Origin of the sequence: Aeromonas sp. RU39B, from assembly GCF_900156095.1 — a bacterium.
In the GTDB taxonomy this organism is placed as follows: domain Bacteria; phylum Pseudomonadota; class Gammaproteobacteria; order Enterobacterales; family Aeromonadaceae; genus Aeromonas.
In genome coordinates, this window is the sequence record NZ_FTMJ01000004.1 from 209,016 (window position 1) to 226,348 (window position 17,333).

The following is a 17,333-nucleotide window of genomic DNA, read 5'->3' on the forward strand; positions in this document are numbered from 1 at the left end:
GGAAAAACGCGGTTGCTTACTCGCTGCGCTGGCGCATTGCCAGCAGCAACAGGCATACCGCCGAGCAGGCGGCCTGACAGAGCACAATCACCAGCACGCTGCCGGGCAGCAGGGCTGAGCCGGCGGAGATGACTCCGGCAAACAGGAACTGGGCGGCGCCAATCAGGGCGGCGGCGGTGCCGCTGTTGTGGGTGAAATACTCCATAAAACAGGCCTGGGTGTTGGGGGTAATGGCGCCCATCACGCCGACGGTCAGCATCATGGCGGGCAGGAACAACCAGAGGCTGGGGGCAAACAGGGTCACCAATATCAGGGCCAGCAGACCGGCTCCCTGTAGCAGCAGGCCGAGGGCGAGAATCCGCTGGGGTGTGAAGTGGTTCAGCAGTTTGCGATTGGCGATATTTACCGTCAGCATCACCACCATATTGGCGCCGAACAGCAGCGAGAACTGGCCGGGGGTGGCGCCAAAGTGCTGCTGATAGATAAACGAGGCGTGGGTGATAAACAGCAGCATCACCGAGAACGAAAATGCCTGGATAAACAGAAATCGCAGTGCCGGGCGGTTGACCAGCACCGAGCCGTAGCGCGCTGTCAGGGTCATCGGGTGTGCCTGGGGAGATGCTGCGCCCACTCCCCCCACAAACACCATGCGCTTGAGCAGCAGCGCCATCAGCAGGCCATACAGAGCCAGAAAGACAAAGATGCCGGGCCAGGCGAAACGGGCCAGCAAAGTGCTACCCACCGAGGGCGCCAGCGCGGGTGCTACTACCCCGATAAGTCCGATCAGGCTGAAGAACTTGGCCGCTTCCCGTCCATGCAGGCGATCGCGCACCAGCGCCGGTACGCAGACAATCGCCCAGCCGGCACCAAAGGCCTGAACGGCGCGCAGTAACAGCAGCATGGGCAGGGTGCTGACCACCGTTAGCAAGGCGCTGGCCATGGCGAAGATCAGCAGGCCGCTGAGCATGACGTTGGCGCGGCCGATGCGATCGGACAGCGGCCCGGCGACCAGCTGCCCGAATGCCAGCACAAACACGTACACCGAGATGCTCAGCGAGATTTCATGCACCGAACAGCCCAAATCTTGCGCCATGGCAGGAAAGGCGGGCAGGTAGGTATCAAGGGCAAACGGCCCCAGCGCCATGGTCATGGCAAGCAGAGTGGCAAAACGCAGGTTGGGGTGTTGCTGGGTATGGTGGCTCATAGTTAAGCCTTGATTTAGTTATATCTAATTACGTTGAAGCAAAACGTGAACAAATACAACCGGTTTAACACTATCAGGTCGTGTGACGGTGAGGTGACGATAGCAACAGGCCGTCGAAAGGCATAAATGTAATCGTAAAAGCAGATTGCCTTTGCCGGAATAATCGGTTGGTTTGCTGCCGGTCACTTCTCATATGATGACGTCAATGAGGAATATCCACCCTGCACTACCCAAGTAGCAGCAACGTTCGCCCGGCCCACGCCGGGCTTTTTTTTTGTTGTTGCGCAGGGTACTCAGCCAACCTCGATGCGATTACGACCATTGGCTTTGGCGCGATAGAGCGCTTGATCCGCCCGGCTCAATAATTGGGCGAGCGTCTCATGGGGACGATATTGGGCGATGCCGAAACTGGCACTTTTATGGCCGACCCGTTCAAATTCGAAGCCGTTGATGCGGCTTTGCAGATGACTGGCCAGCACATGGGCTCGATGCTCATCCGTGTCCGGCAGCAAAATGAAGAACTCCTCGCCGCCAATGCGTCCAACCTGATCATGTTGGCGCACATTCAGGCGTAACAGGTTGGCAAAACTGCTCAGCACGTGATCACCGACGGCATGGCCGTGTTGATCGTTCACCTGTTTGAAGTGATCGATGTCGAGCATGATCACCGATACCGGGTGAATCCCGACCGGGTCGACGCTCGTCACCTGGTCAAAGAGCTGCCCCATCTTTTCCCGGTTCCACAGGGTTGTCAGACTGTCGGTACTGGCGCTGTGCTCCAGCAGGCGTTGTTGTTGGAACAAGGCCCGGTAGGCTTGTTCCAGCACCACAGCCCCTACCAGACCAAACAGATAGGCCGACCCCGTCCACAGCAGATTGAGCAAGAGAAACTGATCCGGGGTACCCCTGAGTTCAATCAGTATCAGTGCTCCGAGCAGCGTGCTGGTGGCGGTGATAAACGCACAGCCAAGCGGCAGCACCGAGATGACAAAGGTCCATAGCAGATTCAGGTAGAGCTCAGGCACGAAGTAAGGGCTGAGCGGGGTTTGCAAGTTGATATAAAGACTGAACAGCGGCGCGGCACAGGGGATCACCATCAAGAGCGCATACATGACGTTGTGCAGACGGCGTGAAAAACTGAGGATGGCGATCAGCAGCAGGGTCAGCGGGACTACCGCAATATGAAACCACACCTGCAGCGGCGCTAGATCCATGCTCGCTTCGATCAAACCATAACAGGGGTAAAGCAATGCGGTAATGAAGGCGCTGTAGCGGATCTGCACCACTTTAATGGAGCGATACCAGACCTGAAATCCGGGAAGGGGGTCAAACAGTGAGGGAGGCAACAATGAGAGCCGATTCATTGTCACAGAGCGTTCCACAGGCGGCATCGAGCGTGTTCCTTGCATGTCGGACGGGAAAGTCGTGACACCTTCTGCCACGTTAATTTCGTGATGTTAAGCACGCAATGGTGTCGCAATAAAGTAATTGCCCCCATTCGGGTATGCCTCAAGTGAGGCATGTCTCTTGAGCCCGTCGTGTCGCTGAGCACCGCCTTGTGGCAAGGTCGCTTGTGTTCGCGCTCGTTTTGCCGTCTTCTGACAGGGTCTATCAGGAAGATGGAGGTATGATGGAAACCCGCCTGACCCAAGAGTTAGCCAGCCGTTTTGCGCGCCTAGCTCTTTCACATTTGACCCGCGAATACCCCAACGAGCTGGTGCTGGCGCTGCAACATGGCGATGAGTTGGCCGAGCCCCGCCAACTGCACCCGATTTTCTATGGCAGCTACGACTGGCACTCCTGTGTGCACGGCTACTGGTTGCTGGCCCGTCTGCTGGGGCGCTTTCCCGATTTGCCCGAGCGCCCTGCCATCCTGGCGGTGATGGCCGAGCACTTTACCGATACCAAGGTGGCTGGTGAGCTGGCTTACTTCGATCATCCGCTGCACCAGCGCTTTGAGCGTCCTTATGGTTGGGCCTGGTTGTTGGCGCTGCATGGGGAGCTGGCGCAATCCCCGGAGGCGCCCTTGCGCGACCATGCCGCCGTGTTGGCGCCGCTTGCGAACCGGCTGCTGGGCCTGCTGGCTGCCTTTTTGCCCAAGGCGACCTATCCGGTGCGGGTCGGCACTCACTTCAACACCGCCTTTGCGTTGGCGCTGGCCCTGCCCTATTGCCAGTCGATGGGGTTTGCCGCACTGGCGCGTGAGATAACCGAGTGTGCCGAGCGTTGGCATCTGCAGGATGTGGCGTGTCAGGCGTGGGAGCCCTCGGGGGATGAGTTTCTCTCGCCCTCCCTGATGGAGGCCGAGTTGATGCGCCGGGTGCTGCCAGCGGATCGTTTCGAGCCCTGGCTCTCGGCGTTTTTGCCAGCGCTGGCAAGCGGCGAGCCGGCCACCCTGTTTACACCGGCATCCGTTAGCGATCGCAGTGATGGCAAGATTGCCCATCTCGATGGGCTGAATTTGAGCCGAGCCTGGTGTTTACGTTCGCTGGCGCGGGCACTGCCTGAGGCTGACTCGCGCCACGATCTGCTGCTTGCCAATGCCGAGCGCCACCTTGCGGCGGCGCTTACGCATCTGGCGGGTGATTACATGGGTGAGCACTGGCTTGCGACCTTCGCGCTGCTGGCGCTGGAGGCATAGGCTTATTCGCTGCTGCCAGCTTGTGGCTGGCACTGCAGCGGCGGCTGGCCATCACGCTCCAGAGTGACCCCCTCTTTGGCGCGCAGCAGATTGAGGTTGCGCCCAACGTAGGAGCGATCTGTCTGCTGGCTGGCAGGCGAATCGGCATAGGCCATCTCCTGCAGATGCAAGCCGTCCTCGCTCAGATTGATGACAGCACTGGGCAGTTCGGTCTGGTCGTAGTAGTAGACATCAAGGCTCACCGCGTGTTCACAGCGGTAACTGACGGGCGAGGGCACCATGGTCTCGCCCCCTTTGATCTGCAATTCGCTGATGCGCTGGCGATAGCTTTGCTGCACGCAGCCGCGCACATCATCGGCTTTCGCGCACTGGTTGCGCCCTGCGAGCCAGCCGCGCTGTAGCGCCTGCTCTTTTTGCACATCCTCGGTGGGAAAATCGGCCACGGCCTTGGGATAGAGGGCCGTCAGGCGGTTGTCGAGTTCGGCCAGCGCCGGGTCGTTGCAGATCAGGGTTTCGACGGCGCCGCTGGCCTTGCTGCAATCAAAAGAGGGGGCTGCATGGACCCACAGGGGCAGGCTGGTAAGCAGTGCCAGAGACAGACGCACACAGGATGAACGGTTCATGGGACTCTCCTCGTAAAGTGCGAAGGGCCTCTACTACACCACGCAGCGGGGTTTACTGCACGTAGCGCGCTGCGCCGCTGCGCCAGAGGGTGGCGGAGCCTGTTCATGGTTTGTCAGGGTGGCTCTGTTAGGGTAGGGGTATCAAGGAGGTGCCGATGAAAGAGAATCTGTTTTCCTGGTTGAGCGCGCAGGGGGTCGAAGTAACCGGTCTGCTCGGGCTCTCAATTGCCCTTGGATTTATCCTGCTGACCTTCTGCCTGCTCCATCTGCTGCTGCACCGTTATCTGTTGGTGCGGCTGTTGGCCATGCTCGCGCAGAGTCGCCAGGTGTGGTTACCCACCGGTTTGCAAAAGAAGCTGTTCAACCGACTGGCCTATGTACTGCAAGGGTTGGTGCTGCTTGGACAGGCGGAGATCTGGCTGCCTGCCGGCTCGCAAAGCTTGTCGGTGATCGTGATGGCGACCCAGTTGTCGATCCTGCTCTGCGTGTTGCTGTTCCTGTTTTCACTGCTCGATGCGCTGCTTTTTTTCAGCCGCCGCTCCAGCATGGCCAGCAGCCTGCCGCTGCGCGGTATTTTCCAGGGGGTGAAGCTGGCGGGCAGCATCATGGTTGGCATCTTGATGCTCTCCATGCTGGTCGGTAAATCGCCCTGGTTCCTGTTTAGCGGCCTCGGTGCCATGACGGCCGTACTGATGCTGGTGTTCAAAGATCCGATCCTCGGGCTGGTGGCAGGCATTCAGCTCTCGGCCAACCAGATGCTCAGTGTCGGCGACTGGCTACAGATGGATAAATATGGCGCCGATGGTGAGGTGATCGATATCGGCCTGACCACGGTCAAGGTGTCAAATTGGGATAAAACCATCACCACCATTCCCACCTATGCCCTGATTTCTGACTCGTTTAAGAACTGGCAGGGGATGACCGAGTCGGGCGGGCGGCGCATCAAACGCAGCGTCAATATCGACATGACCAGCGTGCGTTTTCTCACTCAGGAGGAGATCCTGACGCTCAAGCAGGCGCGCTTGCTGGCCCCTTATCTGAGCCGCAAAGAGCAAGAGCTTAGCCTGTACAACCAGCGATTGACCGAAGCGCTGGATAACCCCATCAACGGGCGTTATCTCACCAACATCGGTACGTTTCGCGCCTACCTGCAGGCCTATCTACAGGCTCATGAACAAATCAGAAAAGATATGACCTTGTTGGTGCGCCAGCTCAATCCGACCAGTGATGGCCTGCCACTGGAGATCTACTGCTTTACTACCACCACCGCCTGGGCCGAATACGAGTCGATTCAGGCGGATATCTTCGATCATGTGGTGGCGGTGATTAGTCAGTTCCACTTGCGGTTGCACCAATCCCCCACTGGCTATGACATGCACGGTTGGCGGCCGCAGAGCGCTGAGACGCCGATTTAGGCAGCCACCAAGGCCTGGCGTTGGCGCCACGCTTTTTCATGAAAGAAGAAGGCGACGGTGTTGATGCCAGGCTCAATCAAGGCCATCACGCCGCCAGTGAGCCACTCGCCACTAAGCAGCCAGGCGACGCTAAAGGCAACGGTGAAATGCACCACGGCAAAGCTGCTGGTTTTGGCATGCAGGCTGTGATCGGGTTTGCGCCACAGCCACAGCTTGTCATGCAGATAAAACGCCGCCGTGTTGACCATCGGCTCAATCAGGGCGATCAGGCTGGCCAGCAGAATCTCGCCGGTCAGCAGCCAGGCCAGGGTAAAGGCCACTGAGAAGTGGATGGCGGCAAAGCTGAGGGTCTTGGTCATGGTGGGTCTTCCCCTGATGCAACATGCCTGCACTGTGCCATGGTAGATGAGTAATTGATATCTATTCTCATCTATGGCGTTAGTTGGCGTGAGCTATCAATGGGGTAAGACGAACGCGCTGGGGGCGGGTCTTCGGGGCACAATGCCCCGAAGGATAGGCTTACTCTGCTTCTTTGCGGCTTAGCCACTCGACCCGGAATTGAGCTCCGGGGCCTTGGGCCAGTTTGCTGCACAGGGGTTTGAGGAATGTTTCGATCTGTTCGTCGAGCTGCCACGGCGGGCTCACTATCACCATGCCCGAGCCGTTCATCCCCCAGTCCGGGGTTTGTCCAGCCACTTCCAGCTCGGCCACCAAGACGTCACCGAGACCCGCTTTGGCGATGGCGTTAAGCATATCGCGCGAGCGATCGGCTTCGCGTCCCAGGATCGGATACCAGATGGCGTAGATGCCGGTCGCCCAGCGCTTCTGGGCCTTTTTCAGGGTATCGACCACCCGGAAATAGTCCTCTTTGAGCTCATAGGGCGGGTCGATCAGCACCAGACCACGGCGCGGGGTGGGGGGCAGCAGCGCCACCAATCCCTCGAAGCCGTCGCGGTGGTGCAGGGTGACACGCGGATCGCCCTGCATATTGCCGCGCAGCGACTCCACTTCGTTGTTGTGCAGCTCCATCAGCACCACTTTGTCCTGCTCGCGGGTCAAGCGGCGTGACAGCTCGGGGGAGCCGGGGTAGAAGGTCAGGGCGCCGTCATCATTCATGGCGCGCACGGTGGCCAGATAGTCATCGATGGCGGCCCAGTTGGCTTGCTCGCCCCACAGACGGGCGATGCCGTCCTGATATTCAGCCTTTTTCTGCGACCACTCGCCACGCAGGTCATACAGACCGCCACCGGCGTGGGTGTCGAGCACGATAAAGGGTTTGTCCTTCTTTTTCAGGCTCGCGAGGATCAGTGCCTGCACGGCGTGTTTGAGGACATCGGCATGGTTGCCGGCGTGAAAGGCGTGGCGATAGCTCAGCATGGGTGTTGTTCTCGTGCGCCGCTGGCGCGGGTTAATCAGGCAAACTAAAGTAGCGTAGCGGGCAGGGCGCTGGCCCTGCCCATCAGCATTACGACTCGGCAGCGAACGCCTGCTCCATGGTTTCGAGCTCTTCGGATAGGCTCATCCACTCGAGCTCCACCCCTTCGAGCTCCTCTTTAAGCGGCCCCTGGGATTTTAGCAACTCGGAGAGTTTGCCCTTGGCGCTCTCTTCATAGATGGCCGGATCGGCCAGTTGCTCTTCGACCGCTGCCAGCTTGGTCTGCAGCTTGTCCATACTGGCTTCGAGCTTTTCAAGCTTCTGGCGCAGTGGGCGAGTCTGCTGACGAAATTCGGCTTCGCGGCGTTTTTGATCTTTACGCGCCAGCGCCGAGTTGGCCGACAGCGGCGCATCCGCCGGTTTGGCGTTGGCCTCTTTTTCCTGTTCGTTTAGCCACTTGTGGTAATCATCCAGATCGCCATCAAACTGCTCGACCCGGCCGCCGTGCACCAGATAGAAATCATCGGTGGTGGTGCGCAGCAGGTGACGGTCGTGCGAGACCACCACCATGGCTCCTTCAAACCCCTGCAGAGCCAGGGTCAGGGCGTGGCGCATCTCGAGATCGAGGTGGTTGGTCGGTTCATCGAGCAGCAGCAGGTTGGGGCGCTGCCAGGTGATCAGGGCCAGCACCAGCCGCGCCTTTTCACCGCCGGAGAACGGTGCGACCTTGTCGAGCGCCTTGTCGCCGTGAAAGCCGAAGCTGCCAAGATAGTTGCGCAGCTCCTGCTCGGGTTTGTCCGGCGCGAGACGCACCAAGTGATCGAGCGGCGAGTCATCCGGGCGCAGGGTTTCCAGCTGATGCTGGGCAAAGTAACCGATGCTCACCCCGGCGCTCACTTCAAGCTTGCCGGAAAGTGGCGGATTCGAGCCAGCCAGCATCTTGATAAAGGTCGATTTACCGGCGCCGTTGCGACCGAGCAGACCAATGCGCGAACCCGGCACCAGATTGAGTTTGATCTTCTCGAGGATCACCTTGTCGCCGTAACCGGCGCTTAAGTTTTCCATCGCGATCAGCGGTGTGGGCAGGGCGGTCGGGTCACGAAACTCGAAGCTGAATTCCGAATCGGCGTGGGCGGGCAGGATTTTTTCCATGCGCTCCATCGCCTTGAGGCGGCTTTGCGCCTGACGCGCCTTGGAGGCCTTGTAGCGGAAACGGTCCACATAGGCCTGCATGTGCGACATCTCACGCTGCTGCTTTTCATACATGGACTGCTGCTGGGCCAGCTGTTCGGCGCGCTGCAGTTCAAAATCGGAGTAACCGCCGGTGTATTCGTTCAGCTTGCCGTTCTCGATATGGATGATGCGGCCAACCACGGCATCGAGGAAATCCCGGTCGTGGGAGATAAGCACCAGCGTGCCCTGATAGCTCTTGAGCCACTTTTCCAGCCAGATCACCGCATCGAGATCCAGGTGGTTGGTCGGTTCATCGAGCAGCAGCAGATCGGAGCGGCACAGCAGGGCCTGGGCAAGGTTCAGACGCATGCGCCAGCCACCGGAGAAGCTGCGCACCGGTGAGGCCAGCTGCTCATCGCCAAAGCCCAGACCGTGCAGCAGCTCGGCGGCGCGGGCACGAATACTCCAGGCTCCGATGGTGTCGAGCTTGCCGTGCAGATCGGCGACCTTCATCCCGTCGTCGGCTGCCTCGGCGGCTTTCAGCTCGGTTTCCAGCGCACGAAACTCGCGGTCGCCGTCGATGACATATTCCAGCGCCGAGCAGTCGAGTGCCGGGGTCTCCTGCGCCACGCCGGCAATTTGCCAGCCGGACGGCACGTTGCACGAGCCGCCATCGAGGGAGAGTTCACCACGGATCAGGGCAAAAAAGGTGGACTTGCCACACCCGTTCTTGCCCACCAGACCGACCTTGTGGCCGGGGTGGATGGTGGCGCTGGCGCCATCGAGCAGCTTGCGGCCGCCGCGGATCAGTTCGACTTCACTGGCAACTATCATGGGGGCTTCTTGAGACCGGCAAATGGTAAAAAAACAGGGCGAATCTTACGTTAATTGGGGCGTCATTGCACATCTGGCCCACAATATGGGAACTCAAGCATGGTTTATGACGCGCAAACCTGTCATAAACAGAAGCAAACGAATCACTCGGATGGGACCAAGCTATGCGTGTGGCAGACATCATGACAACCAGACTGGCGACCGTTTCGATGGATGATCGTCTCGAGGTGGTCAAAGAGATCTTCGAACAGGCACCGTTTCATCACCTGCTGGTCGTAGAAGAGAAGGAGCTGGTTGGCGTCCTTAGCGACACCGATCTTTATCAGGCACTGAGCCCCTATCTCGGATCGGAAGCAGAGCAGACGCGCGATAGCGACACGCTGCATAAGCGGGTGCATCAGGTGATGACCCGTCACCCTATTACGGTGGGAGCCCGCATGACGGTGCACAGCGCCGTGGCGCTGATGCTCAACGAAGGGGTCTCTTGCCTACCGGTGCTCGATAACAGTGAACTGGTCGGCATCATCACCTGGAAGGATCTGCTGCGCGCCTGCCTCGAGCACGGCAATTTCCGCGACTAACCCCTACTCCTCTGTCACTGCTTCAACCAGCAGGCGGCTCGATTCGGCGCCGGTAATCTTCACCCGGCTGCCGGCGGGCAGCGCCTGCTCGCAGCTGACGCTCCACACCGTGTCATCCAGACGCACCCGGCTCAGCCCTTGATGGGTGTCATCAAGCAGTTCGACTTCCCGCCCGAGATAACCCTGCATGCGTTGGTTGAGACCGGCTGCCCCGTCACGCGGCGAGTTATCACGCTGCTGCTGCCAGCGCCACCACAGCCCGGTGGTGACGATGGATTGAATGGCAAACAGCAGCCACTGCTCTTGCCAGCCAAACGGGTAGAGCAGCAGCAAGATGCCCACTTCCAGCGCGGCAATCCCGGCCCACAGCAACAGACCGGCACCGCTGAACAGTTCCATGATCAGCAGCACCCCACCCAGGCCGAGCCAGTGCCAGCTGGTTATCTGCAGCAGGAGGTCGATCATGATGACTTACCGCTCTGTGCTTTCGAGCCGCCTTTGCTTAGCAGCTCACCAATGCCGCCGATGGCGCCGATAAGCTGGCTCGCTTCCAGCGGCATCATGACAACCTTGCTGTTGTCGCTCTCGCCGATGCGGGTCAGCGCTTCAGTATATTTTTGGGCAATGAAGTAGTGCACTGCCTGCACATCGCCCTGGGCAATGGCTCGCGAGACCATCTCGGTGGCGCGGGCTTCGGCCTCTGCGGCGCGCTCGCGCGCTTCGGCGGCGAGGAAGGCGGCCTGACGCTCACCCTCGGCTTTGAGAATTTGCGACTGCTTCTCCCCCTCGGCCTTGAGGATCTTGGATTGGCGCACCCCTTCGGCTTCGAGGATCTCGGCGCGCTTTTGCCGCTCGGCTTTCATCTGGGCGTTCATGGCAGCCACCAGATCGGTGGGCGGCTGCACGTCACGGATCTCGATACGGGTCACCTTGACGCCCCAAGGCTCGGTCGCCGCATCGACGGTGCGCAGCAGTTTTTCATTGATGGTATCGCGCTGGGAGAGCATCTCGTCGAGCTCCATGGCGCCGAGCACGGTCCGGATATTGGTCATCGCCAGATTGCGGATGGCGCTCATCAGGTCGTTGATCTCATAGGCCGCACGGTGCGCTTCCACCACCTGCACGAAACTGATGGCGTCGATGGTGACGTTGGCGTTATCACGCGAGATCACCTCTTGGGAGGGAATATCGAGCACCTGCTCCATCATGCTGATCTTGTGACCGACCCGATCTACAAACGGGATCAGCAGGTTGAGGCCGGGGGAGAGGGTACGGGTGTAGCGCCCAAAACGCTCGACGGTCCAGTTGAAACCTTGTGGCACAATCTTGATACCGGCCGCCAGGGTAATCAGGACCAGCACGACAAAAATGAATAGCACAACCAGTGACTCGTTCATCCTATGACTCCTTTGGATACCTGATTTCGCAGGGTATACCCCTGCCGGCAAAAGGACCAGTGCGGTGCCCAAAACCTGTGCAGTTGCACCAGGCTGGGCCCGTGAAACACAGCTGGCGCGCCCTTTTCGCTGGCCCGCCTCTTGCTTATGCCATGGTGCTGCGAAAGATAATAACTGGACGTTGTGAAACTGTGCGCCTGATCCACCCCCGATCAGGCGCTTTTTTTGACCTCGGCATCGGATGCGCCGCCGGGCAAGGGGGCGTTTCCCTCATCCGGGGTTGCGTTGGGCAGGTTGGCAAGATTGGCACGCAATGTGAATTATCCAGTGCGACAAGGTCGCCAGGCTTCCTTGCAAGAGGAGCCTCTTTCACATCGCACTTCGAATCACTCGGATGTGCCGCATGTATCCCCGTTGCTTCCAGGAGCAGCGGGGATTTTTTTCATCCCGTTTTGCCACTTTTCGTCTTTATATTTCCAAAAGATATAAATGAACGTTCTTTATTATTTTAATGCGCCATCAATCGCCTCTAGAGTGCCAACATCTGGATGTCATGAGGTGTGCGATGGATTACTTGCCGATGTTTGCCAAGCTCGAAGGGCGAGCGGTGCTGCTGGTGGGCGGGGGGGATGTGGCCCTGCGCAAAGCGCGCCTGCTGCTGGCAGCCGGTGCCCGTCTCACCCTGGTGGCCCCCGAGCTCGACGAGGGCTTTGCCGAATTTGCCGGTCGTTTTACCCATCTGGCCGAGCCGTTTTCTCCTGCCCATCTTCGCGGCCAACTGCTGGCCGTTGCCGCTACCGATCAGCTGGATGTCAATGCCGAGGTGTATCAGCAAGCCAGCGAGCTCGGCCTGTTTGTCAACGTGGTGGATGACCCCGAGCGCTCCAGTTTTATCTTTCCGTCGATCATCGATCGCAGCCCCATCGTGGTGGCAGTCTCCAGCGGTGGCCGTGCCCCGGTGCTGGTGCGACTGCTGCGCGAGCGGCTCGAAAGCCTGCTGCCGACCCATCTGGGTGGTTTGGCGACCCTCTCTGGCCGCATTCGTGAACGTGCCAAGCGGGTGCTCGATTCGCTTTCGGCCCGTCGCCGTTTCTGGGAGCGCGCTTACGCCTCCAACGTGCTCGGCGGTCTGATTGAACAAAACCAGTGGGATAAGGCCGAGCAGTGGCTTGATAGTGAATTGCAGCAAGCCGGCCGCGAGGCGGGTGAAGTGGTGCTGGTCGGTGCTGGCCCGGGCGATCCCGGTCTGCTCACCCTCAAGGGATTGCAGCAGATCCAGCAGGCCGAAGTGGTGCTCTATGACCAACTGGTCTCCCCCGAAATTCTCAATCTGGTGCGCCGCGACGCCACGCTAGTGCCGGTGGGTAAAAAAGCCGGTGCCCATAGCGTGCCGCAAGACGAGATTAACCAGCTGCTGATTGATTACGCCCGTCAGGGCCAGCGTGTGGTGCGCCTCAAAGGGGGCGATCCCTTTATGTTTGGTCGTGGCGGTGAAGAGCTGCAGGCGCTGGCCGCTGCCGGTTTGCCTTTCTCGGTGGTGCCCGGCATCACGGCGGCTGCCGGTGCGACCGCTTATGCCGGTATTCCGCTTACCCACCGTGACTTTGCCCAAAGCGCCGTCTTTATCACCGGCCACTGCCAGCTGGAAGGGCGTCAGCCCGACTGGCAGGCGCTGGCCATCAGCAATCAGACCCTGGTCATCTACATGGGGCTGATGAAAAGCGAATTGATCCAGCAGCAGTTGCTGGCCCACGGCCGCAGCGCCGACACGCCGGTTGCCATCATCGAGCGTGGCACCACGGCGCGCCAACGCCTGCTGATTGGCCAGCTGGCTGAGCTGGGCACTCTGGCGGCGCAGGCCGAGAGCCCGTCCCTGATCGTGATCGGGCAGGTGGTGAGCCTGCATGAACAACTGGCCTGGTTTGGCGAGCGCGCCGAGCCGGCAGAGCTTGGGCTGGTACAGCTGGCCTGAGATTCATTACAAGCACAGACACGCGTGAAAAGAGAGACCGAGGAGCCGACATGGACCGCGAAAGATTGACCCACTTGCAGCAACTGGAGGCGGAGAGTATCCACATCATCCGCGAAGTGGCTGCCGAGTTTGAAAACCCAGTGATGCTCTACTCCATCGGCAAGGACTCGTCGGTCATGCTGCACCTGGCCCGCAAGGCCTTCTATCCGGGCAAGATCCCCTTCCCGCTGCTGCACGTGGACACCAACTGGAAGTTCAAGGAGATGATCCGCTTCCGTGACGAGACCGCCGCCAAATATGGCCTCGATCTGATTGTCCACAAGAACCCCGATGGTCTGGCGATGGACATCAACCCGTTCGTGCATGGTAGCGGCAAGCACACCGACATCATGAAGACCGAAGGGCTCAAGCAGGCGCTGAACAAATACGGTTTTGATGCCGCCTTTGGTGGTGCCCGCCGTGATGAAGAGAAGTCCCGTGCCAAGGAGCGGGTCTATTCGTTTCGTGATGACAACCACCGCTGGGACCCGAAGAACCAGCGGCCGGAGCTGTGGCGCACTTACAACGGTCAGGTCAACAAGGGCGAGAGCATCCGCGTCTTCCCGCTTTCTAACTGGACCGAACTCGACATCTGGCAATACATCTACCTCGAGCAGATCGACATCGTTCCGCTCTACTTTGCGGCCATGCGCCCGGTGGTAGAGCGCGGCGGCATCAAGATCATGGTTGATGACGAGCGGATGCCGATCGGCCCTGACGACGTAGTGCGCGAAGAGCTGGTGCGTTTTCGTACCCTCGGTTGCTACCCGCTGACCGGTGCCATCGAATCCGATGCTGCCACCCTGCCCGAGATCATCGAAGAGATGCTGCTGACCACCTCGAGTGAGCGCCAAGGGCGACTGATTGACCACGATCAGGCCGGCTCGATGGAGCAGAAGAAGCGTCAGGGATATTTCTAAGGAGCTGCCATGAATTCTTATGTGAAGACCGCCCTCGAGAGCGAAGGGATCGAAGCCTACCTCAAGGCTCAGGAACACAAGAGCCTGCTGCGTTTTCTGACCTGCGGCAGCGTGGATGATGGCAAGAGCACCCTGATCGGCCGCCTGCTGCACGACTCCCAGCAGATCTATGAAGATCAGCTCAAGGCGCTGGAATCAGACAGCCAGAAGCTCGGCACCACCGGTGAGAAGCTGGATCTGGCCCTGCTGGTCGATGGCCTGCAAGCCGAGCGCGAGCAGGGGATCACCATCGATGTGGCGTATCGCTATTTCTCCACCGCCAAGCGCAAATTCATCATCGCCGACACCCCGGGCCATGAGCAGTACACCCGGAACATGGCGACCGGCGCCTCAACCTGCCAGCTGGCGATCATCCTGATTGATGCGCGCAAGGGGGTGCTGGATCAGACCCGTCGTCACAGCTACATCGCCAGTCTGCTTGGCATCAAGCAGTTCGTGGTTGCGGTGAACAAGATGGATCTGGTGGAGTTCAGCCAGGATCGTTTTGACGAGATCAGCCGCGACTACCGCGCCTTTGCCAGCCAGCTCGATGTGGAAACCATCCATCTGGTGCCGGTGTCGGCTCTCGACGGTGACAACGTGGTTAACCCGAGCGTCAACATGGCCTGGTATCAGGGCGAGCCGCTGCTGAGCCTGCTCGAAACCGCCGATGTGGAGCAGGATCTCGAGCGCCATCCGGTGCGCCTGCCGGTGCAGTACGTCAACCGCCCCAACCTCGATTTTCGTGGCTTTGCCGGCACGCTCGCTTCGGGTGTGCTGAAAGTCGGTGATCGTCTGGCGGTGCTGCCGTCGGGCAAAGAGAGCACCGTCACCCGCATCGTCACCTTTGATGGGGATCTGGACCACGCCCTGCCGGGTCAGGCCATCACCATCACCCTGGCTGACGAGATTGATATCAGCCGTGGCGATCTGCTGGTGGCGGCCAGCCACAAGCCGTCGGTCTCCCGCCGTCTGCTGGCCCATATCGTGTGGATGGGTGAGGCGCCGCTGCAACATGGTCGCAGCTATGACATCAAGCTCGCCACCAAGAAGAGCCGTGGTGAAGTGACCCAGATCCGTCACCGGGTTGATATCAACAACCTCGAAGAGCATGCCGCCAGCGAGCTCAAGCTCAACGAGATTGGCCTGTGCGAACTGGCGCTGACCGAACCGGTGGCGTTTGACCCTTACCGCGACATTCGCGATACCGGCAGCTTTATCCTGATCGACCGGCTGACCAACGTCACCGTCGGTGCCGGGATGATTGTTCAAGCGCTGGAAGAAGAGACCGCCAAGGCCGGTTTCAGCGAGTTTGAACTCGAACTCAACGCTCTGATCCGCAAGCACTTCCCGCACTGGCAGGCGCTTGATATCAGCAAGGGGTAAGGCATGACCTGGCAACAATCCCTGATCCTGGGTTTGCTGGTTGCCCTGATTGCGCTGCTGATCCAGGGCCGGCTGCGGCCGGCCCTGCTCTTCACCGGCGCGGTGATGGTGAGCTACCTGTGCGGTCTGGCCGATATCCAGAGCCTGACCGCAGGCTATACCAACAGCTCCCTGCTGACGCTGGTGCTGTTGTTGCTGGTGTCGCTGGCCGTTGAAAAGACCCGCATGATGAGCTGGTTTGCTGGCGCCATCGGCAGCGGCTCGTTTGGCAAGGTGCTGACCAAGGTGTGGTTCTCCACCGCCTTTTTGTCGGCGTTTGTGAACAACACGGCGGTGGTGGCCTCTATGCTCGGCGCGGTCAAACGCAACCCCGAGCACAGCGCCGCGCGCCTGCTGCTGCCCATGTGCTTTGCCGCCACTTTTGGCGGTGTGCTGACCCTGATCGGCACCTCGACCAACCTCATCGTCAACAGCTTTCTGGTGAAGATGGGCGCCAAGCCGCTGGGCATGTTTGATTTCTTTATGGTGGGGGCGGGCACGCTGCTGACCGGCTGGATTGCGGTGATGATCTTCTCGCGCCGCCTGCCGGAGCAAGAGAGCGAGTTTGACCCGGCCCACGGCTATTTTCTGGAAGCCAAGGTCGGGCGCGGCTCGCCGATGGCCGGTCGCAGCGTCAAGGACAATGGCCTGCGCAGCCTGAAAAGCCTCTATCTGGCCGAGATCATTCGTGGCGAACAGGTGATCTGCCCGGTGCAGCCGGAGCACGAGCTGCATGAAGGGGATGTGCTGCTGTTTTGCGGCGATGTGGAGAGCGTCGGCGTGTTGCAGGAGATGCGCGGCCTTGAGCTTTACGGCGAGCATCGCCTTAACGGCCAGCATCTGGTCGAGGTGATTGTCAGCCACAGCTCGCGTCTGGTGGGGCAAACCATCAAGGACGCCGAGTTTCGCACCCATTTTGATGCGGTGGTGCTGGCAGTGCGCCGTGGTGAAAGCCAGTTAACCGGCGGGCTCGGTCAGATTGAGCTGCATGCCGGTGACGTGCTGCTGCTCGCGCCCGGTCCGCGCTTTGCCAGCAACAAGAGTTTGAATCGCGAGTTTCTGGTGGTGAGCGGTCTGGAAGCATCGACCCGGCTCGATACCCGCCGCAGCGCCGCTGTGGTCGCCGGTTTTGTTGCCGTGATTGGCGCTTCGGTGATCGATGTCGTGCCACTGTTTAAAGGGCTGCTGATCATGCTGGTGGCGCTGTTGGCGACCCGCATCCTCACCCTTGATGAGATTCGCCGCCGCTTCCCGTTGGAGATCTGGCTGGTGGTTGGCGGGGCGCTGGCCCTGTCGGATCAGCTCGAGCAGACCGGGCTTGCCAAGGTGATTGCCCAGTGGCTGATGGGGGAATTTAACGGCTCCAGCCCCATCATCGCCTTTATCGGTATTTATCTGTTTACCCTGGTGCTGACCGAGCTGATGAGTAACAACGCCGCCGCTGCGCTGGCGTTTCCCATGGGTTATCAGCTGGCGCTGAGTATGGACGTGGCCACCATGCCCTTTATTTTGGCGGTGCTGTTTGGTGCGAGCTCGAGCTTTATCCTGCCCTACGGCTATCAGACCAACCTGATGGTCTACTCGGCCGGTAACTACCGGATGCAGGATTACCTCATGCTGGCGCTGCCGGTTTCGCTCGCCTACAGCATCGGTGTTATCGTCATGGTCCCGCTGCTCTTCCCGTTCTGATGGAGG

The 17,333-nt window shown here is 59.8% G+C and carries 15 protein-coding genes; 7 read left to right on the plus strand and 8 right to left on the minus strand.

Annotation, left to right across the window (positions count from 1 at the left end; all coding sequences use genetic code 11):
• Positions 1 to 16 precede the first annotated feature (16 nt).
• The gene (locus BW958_RS08385; protein WP_076575278.1) at positions 17 to 1,204 is read right to left on the minus strand and encodes a multidrug effflux MFS transporter; all 1,188 of its coding nucleotides are present in this window, start codon (positions 1,202 to 1,204) and stop codon (positions 17 to 19) included.
• 293 nt (positions 1,205 to 1,497) lie between these two features.
• The gene (locus BW958_RS08390) at positions 1,498 to 2,568 is read right to left on the minus strand and encodes a GGDEF domain-containing protein (protein WP_076575377.1); all 1,071 of its coding nucleotides are present in this window, start codon (positions 2,566 to 2,568) and stop codon (positions 1,498 to 1,500) included.
• A 263-nt stretch (positions 2,569 to 2,831) separates the two neighbouring features.
• On the opposite strand from BW958_RS08390, the gene BW958_RS08395 reads away from it, so the two are divergent.
• Positions 2,832 to 3,845, plus strand: a complete 1,014-nt coding sequence (locus BW958_RS08395; RefSeq protein ID WP_218641749.1) for a DUF2891 domain-containing protein — start codon at positions 2,832 to 2,834, stop codon at positions 3,843 to 3,845.
• A gap of 2 nt (positions 3,846 to 3,847) precedes the next feature.
• Here BW958_RS08395 and BW958_RS08400 read toward each other — a convergent pair whose 3' ends face one another.
• Positions 3,848 to 4,468, minus strand: a complete 621-nt coding sequence (locus BW958_RS08400; protein WP_076575280.1) for a lysozyme inhibitor LprI family protein — start codon at positions 4,466 to 4,468, stop codon at positions 3,848 to 3,850.
• A gap of 155 nt (positions 4,469 to 4,623) precedes the next feature.
• Between BW958_RS08400 and BW958_RS08405 the strand changes: the two genes are divergently transcribed.
• Positions 4,624 to 5,883, plus strand: coding sequence for a mechanosensitive ion channel family protein (locus BW958_RS08405; protein ID WP_076575281.1), 1,260 nt, complete (start codon positions 4,624 to 4,626; stop codon positions 5,881 to 5,883).
• On the opposite strand, the gene BW958_RS08410 is transcribed toward BW958_RS08405, so the two are convergent.
• The 3 genes from BW958_RS08410 to BW958_RS08420 all read right to left on the minus strand — a co-directional run bounded on the left by BW958_RS08410 (position 5,880) and on the right by BW958_RS08420 (position 9,265).
• Positions 5,880 to 6,242 carry a DUF2061 domain-containing protein gene (locus BW958_RS08410; RefSeq protein WP_076575282.1) on the minus strand — a complete coding sequence of 121 codons (363 nt, stop codon included), beginning with the start codon at positions 6,240 to 6,242 and terminating at the stop codon, positions 5,880 to 5,882. The two genes, BW958_RS08405 and BW958_RS08410, sit on opposite strands and share 4 nt — an antisense overlap.
• Positions 6,243 to 6,402: 160 nt before the next feature.
• Positions 6,403 to 7,260 carry a 23S rRNA (adenine(2030)-N(6))-methyltransferase RlmJ gene (locus BW958_RS08415; protein ID WP_076575283.1) on the minus strand — a complete coding sequence of 286 codons (858 nt, stop codon included), beginning with the start codon at positions 7,258 to 7,260 and terminating at the stop codon, positions 6,403 to 6,405.
• A gap of 88 nt (positions 7,261 to 7,348) precedes the next feature.
• On the minus strand, positions 7,349 to 9,265 hold the full coding sequence (locus BW958_RS08420) for an ABC transporter ATP-binding protein (protein ID WP_076575284.1): 1,917 nt from the start codon (positions 9,263 to 9,265) through the stop codon (positions 7,349 to 7,351).
• A 164-nt stretch (positions 9,266 to 9,429) separates the two neighbouring features.
• On the opposite strand from BW958_RS08420, the gene BW958_RS08425 reads away from it, so the two are divergent.
• Complete coding sequence (locus tag BW958_RS08425) at positions 9,430 to 9,846, plus strand: CBS domain-containing protein (RefSeq protein WP_076575285.1); 417 nt, start codon at positions 9,430 to 9,432, stop codon at positions 9,844 to 9,846.
• A 3-nt stretch (positions 9,847 to 9,849) separates the two neighbouring features.
• Here BW958_RS08425 and BW958_RS08430 read toward each other — a convergent pair whose 3' ends face one another.
• Both BW958_RS08430 and BW958_RS08435 read right to left on the minus strand, forming a co-directional pair.
• On the minus strand, positions 9,850 to 10,311 hold the full coding sequence (locus tag BW958_RS08430) for an NfeD family protein (protein WP_076575286.1): 462 nt from the start codon (positions 10,309 to 10,311) through the stop codon (positions 9,850 to 9,852).
• Positions 10,308 to 11,243 (minus strand): SPFH domain-containing protein, encoded by a 936-nt coding sequence (locus BW958_RS08435; protein ID WP_076575287.1) that lies wholly within the window; start codon positions 11,241 to 11,243, stop codon positions 10,308 to 10,310. The genes BW958_RS08430 and BW958_RS08435 overlap by 4 nt, the downstream gene beginning before the upstream one ends.
• 565 nt (positions 11,244 to 11,808) lie before the next feature.
• Here BW958_RS08435 and cysG point away from each other — a divergent pair.
• The 4 genes from cysG to BW958_RS08455 are packed head-to-tail and all read left to right on the plus strand — an operon-like array spanning position 11,809 to position 17,327.
• Positions 11,809 to 13,215 carry a siroheme synthase CysG gene (gene cysG / locus BW958_RS08440; RefSeq protein WP_076575288.1) on the plus strand — a complete coding sequence of 469 codons (1,407 nt, stop codon included), beginning with the start codon at positions 11,809 to 11,811 and terminating at the stop codon, positions 13,213 to 13,215.
• Between the two features lie 5 nt (positions 13,216 to 13,220).
• Positions 13,221 to 14,174 (plus strand): sulfate adenylyltransferase subunit CysD, encoded by a 954-nt coding sequence (gene cysD / locus BW958_RS08445; protein WP_256701937.1) that lies wholly within the window; start codon positions 13,221 to 13,223, stop codon positions 14,172 to 14,174.
• A 9-nt stretch (positions 14,175 to 14,183) separates the two neighbouring features.
• Positions 14,184 to 15,599 carry a sulfate adenylyltransferase subunit CysN gene (gene cysN, locus BW958_RS08450; RefSeq protein WP_076575290.1) on the plus strand — a complete coding sequence of 472 codons (1,416 nt, stop codon included), beginning with the start codon at positions 14,184 to 14,186 and terminating at the stop codon, positions 15,597 to 15,599.
• Between the two features lie 3 nt (positions 15,600 to 15,602).
• A complete protein-coding gene (locus BW958_RS08455; protein ID WP_076575291.1) occupies positions 15,603 to 17,327 on the plus strand; it encodes an SLC13 family permease in 1,725 nt (574 codons plus the stop codon).
• Positions 17,328 to 17,333 lie beyond the last annotated feature (6 nt).

Excerpts from the sequence above, each read along its gene's own strand:
- BW958_RS08390 (WP_076575377.1), bottom strand. The coding sequence starts at position 2,568 with ATGAATCGGCTCTCATTGTTGCCTCCCTCACTGTTTGACCCCCTTCCC.
- BW958_RS08455 (WP_076575291.1), top strand. The coding sequence starts at position 15,603 with ATGACCTGGCAACAATCCCTGATCCTGGGTTTGCTGGTTGCCCTGATT.
- BW958_RS08415 (WP_076575283.1), bottom strand. The coding sequence starts at position 7,260 with ATGCTGAGCTATCGCCACGCCTTTCACGCCGGCAACCATGCCGATGTC.
- BW958_RS08420 (WP_076575284.1), bottom strand. The coding sequence starts at position 9,265 with ATGATAGTTGCCAGTGAAGTCGAACTGATCCGCGGCGGCCGCAAGCTG.
- BW958_RS08385 (WP_076575278.1), bottom strand. The coding sequence starts at position 1,204 with ATGAGCCACCATACCCAGCAACACCCCAACCTGCGTTTTGCCACTCTG.
- BW958_RS08405 (WP_076575281.1), top strand. The coding sequence starts at position 4,624 with ATGAAAGAGAATCTGTTTTCCTGGTTGAGCGCGCAGGGGGTCGAAGTA.
- cysG (WP_076575288.1), top strand. The coding sequence starts at position 11,809 with ATGGATTACTTGCCGATGTTTGCCAAGCTCGAAGGGCGAGCGGTGCTG.
- BW958_RS08425 (WP_076575285.1), top strand. The coding sequence starts at position 9,430 with ATGCGTGTGGCAGACATCATGACAACCAGACTGGCGACCGTTTCGATG.
- BW958_RS08400 (WP_076575280.1), bottom strand. The coding sequence starts at position 4,468 with ATGAACCGTTCATCCTGTGTGCGTCTGTCTCTGGCACTGCTTACCAGC.
- BW958_RS08430 (WP_076575286.1), bottom strand. The coding sequence starts at position 10,311 with ATGATCGACCTCCTGCTGCAGATAACCAGCTGGCACTGGCTCGGCCTG.
- BW958_RS08410 (WP_076575282.1), bottom strand. The coding sequence starts at position 6,242 with ATGACCAAGACCCTCAGCTTTGCCGCCATCCACTTCTCAGTGGCCTTT.
- BW958_RS08395 (WP_218641749.1), top strand. The coding sequence starts at position 2,832 with ATGATGGAAACCCGCCTGACCCAAGAGTTAGCCAGCCGTTTTGCGCGC.
- cysN (WP_076575290.1), top strand. The coding sequence starts at position 14,184 with ATGAATTCTTATGTGAAGACCGCCCTCGAGAGCGAAGGGATCGAAGCC.
- BW958_RS08435 (WP_076575287.1), bottom strand. The coding sequence starts at position 11,243 with ATGAACGAGTCACTGGTTGTGCTATTCATTTTTGTCGTGCTGGTCCTG.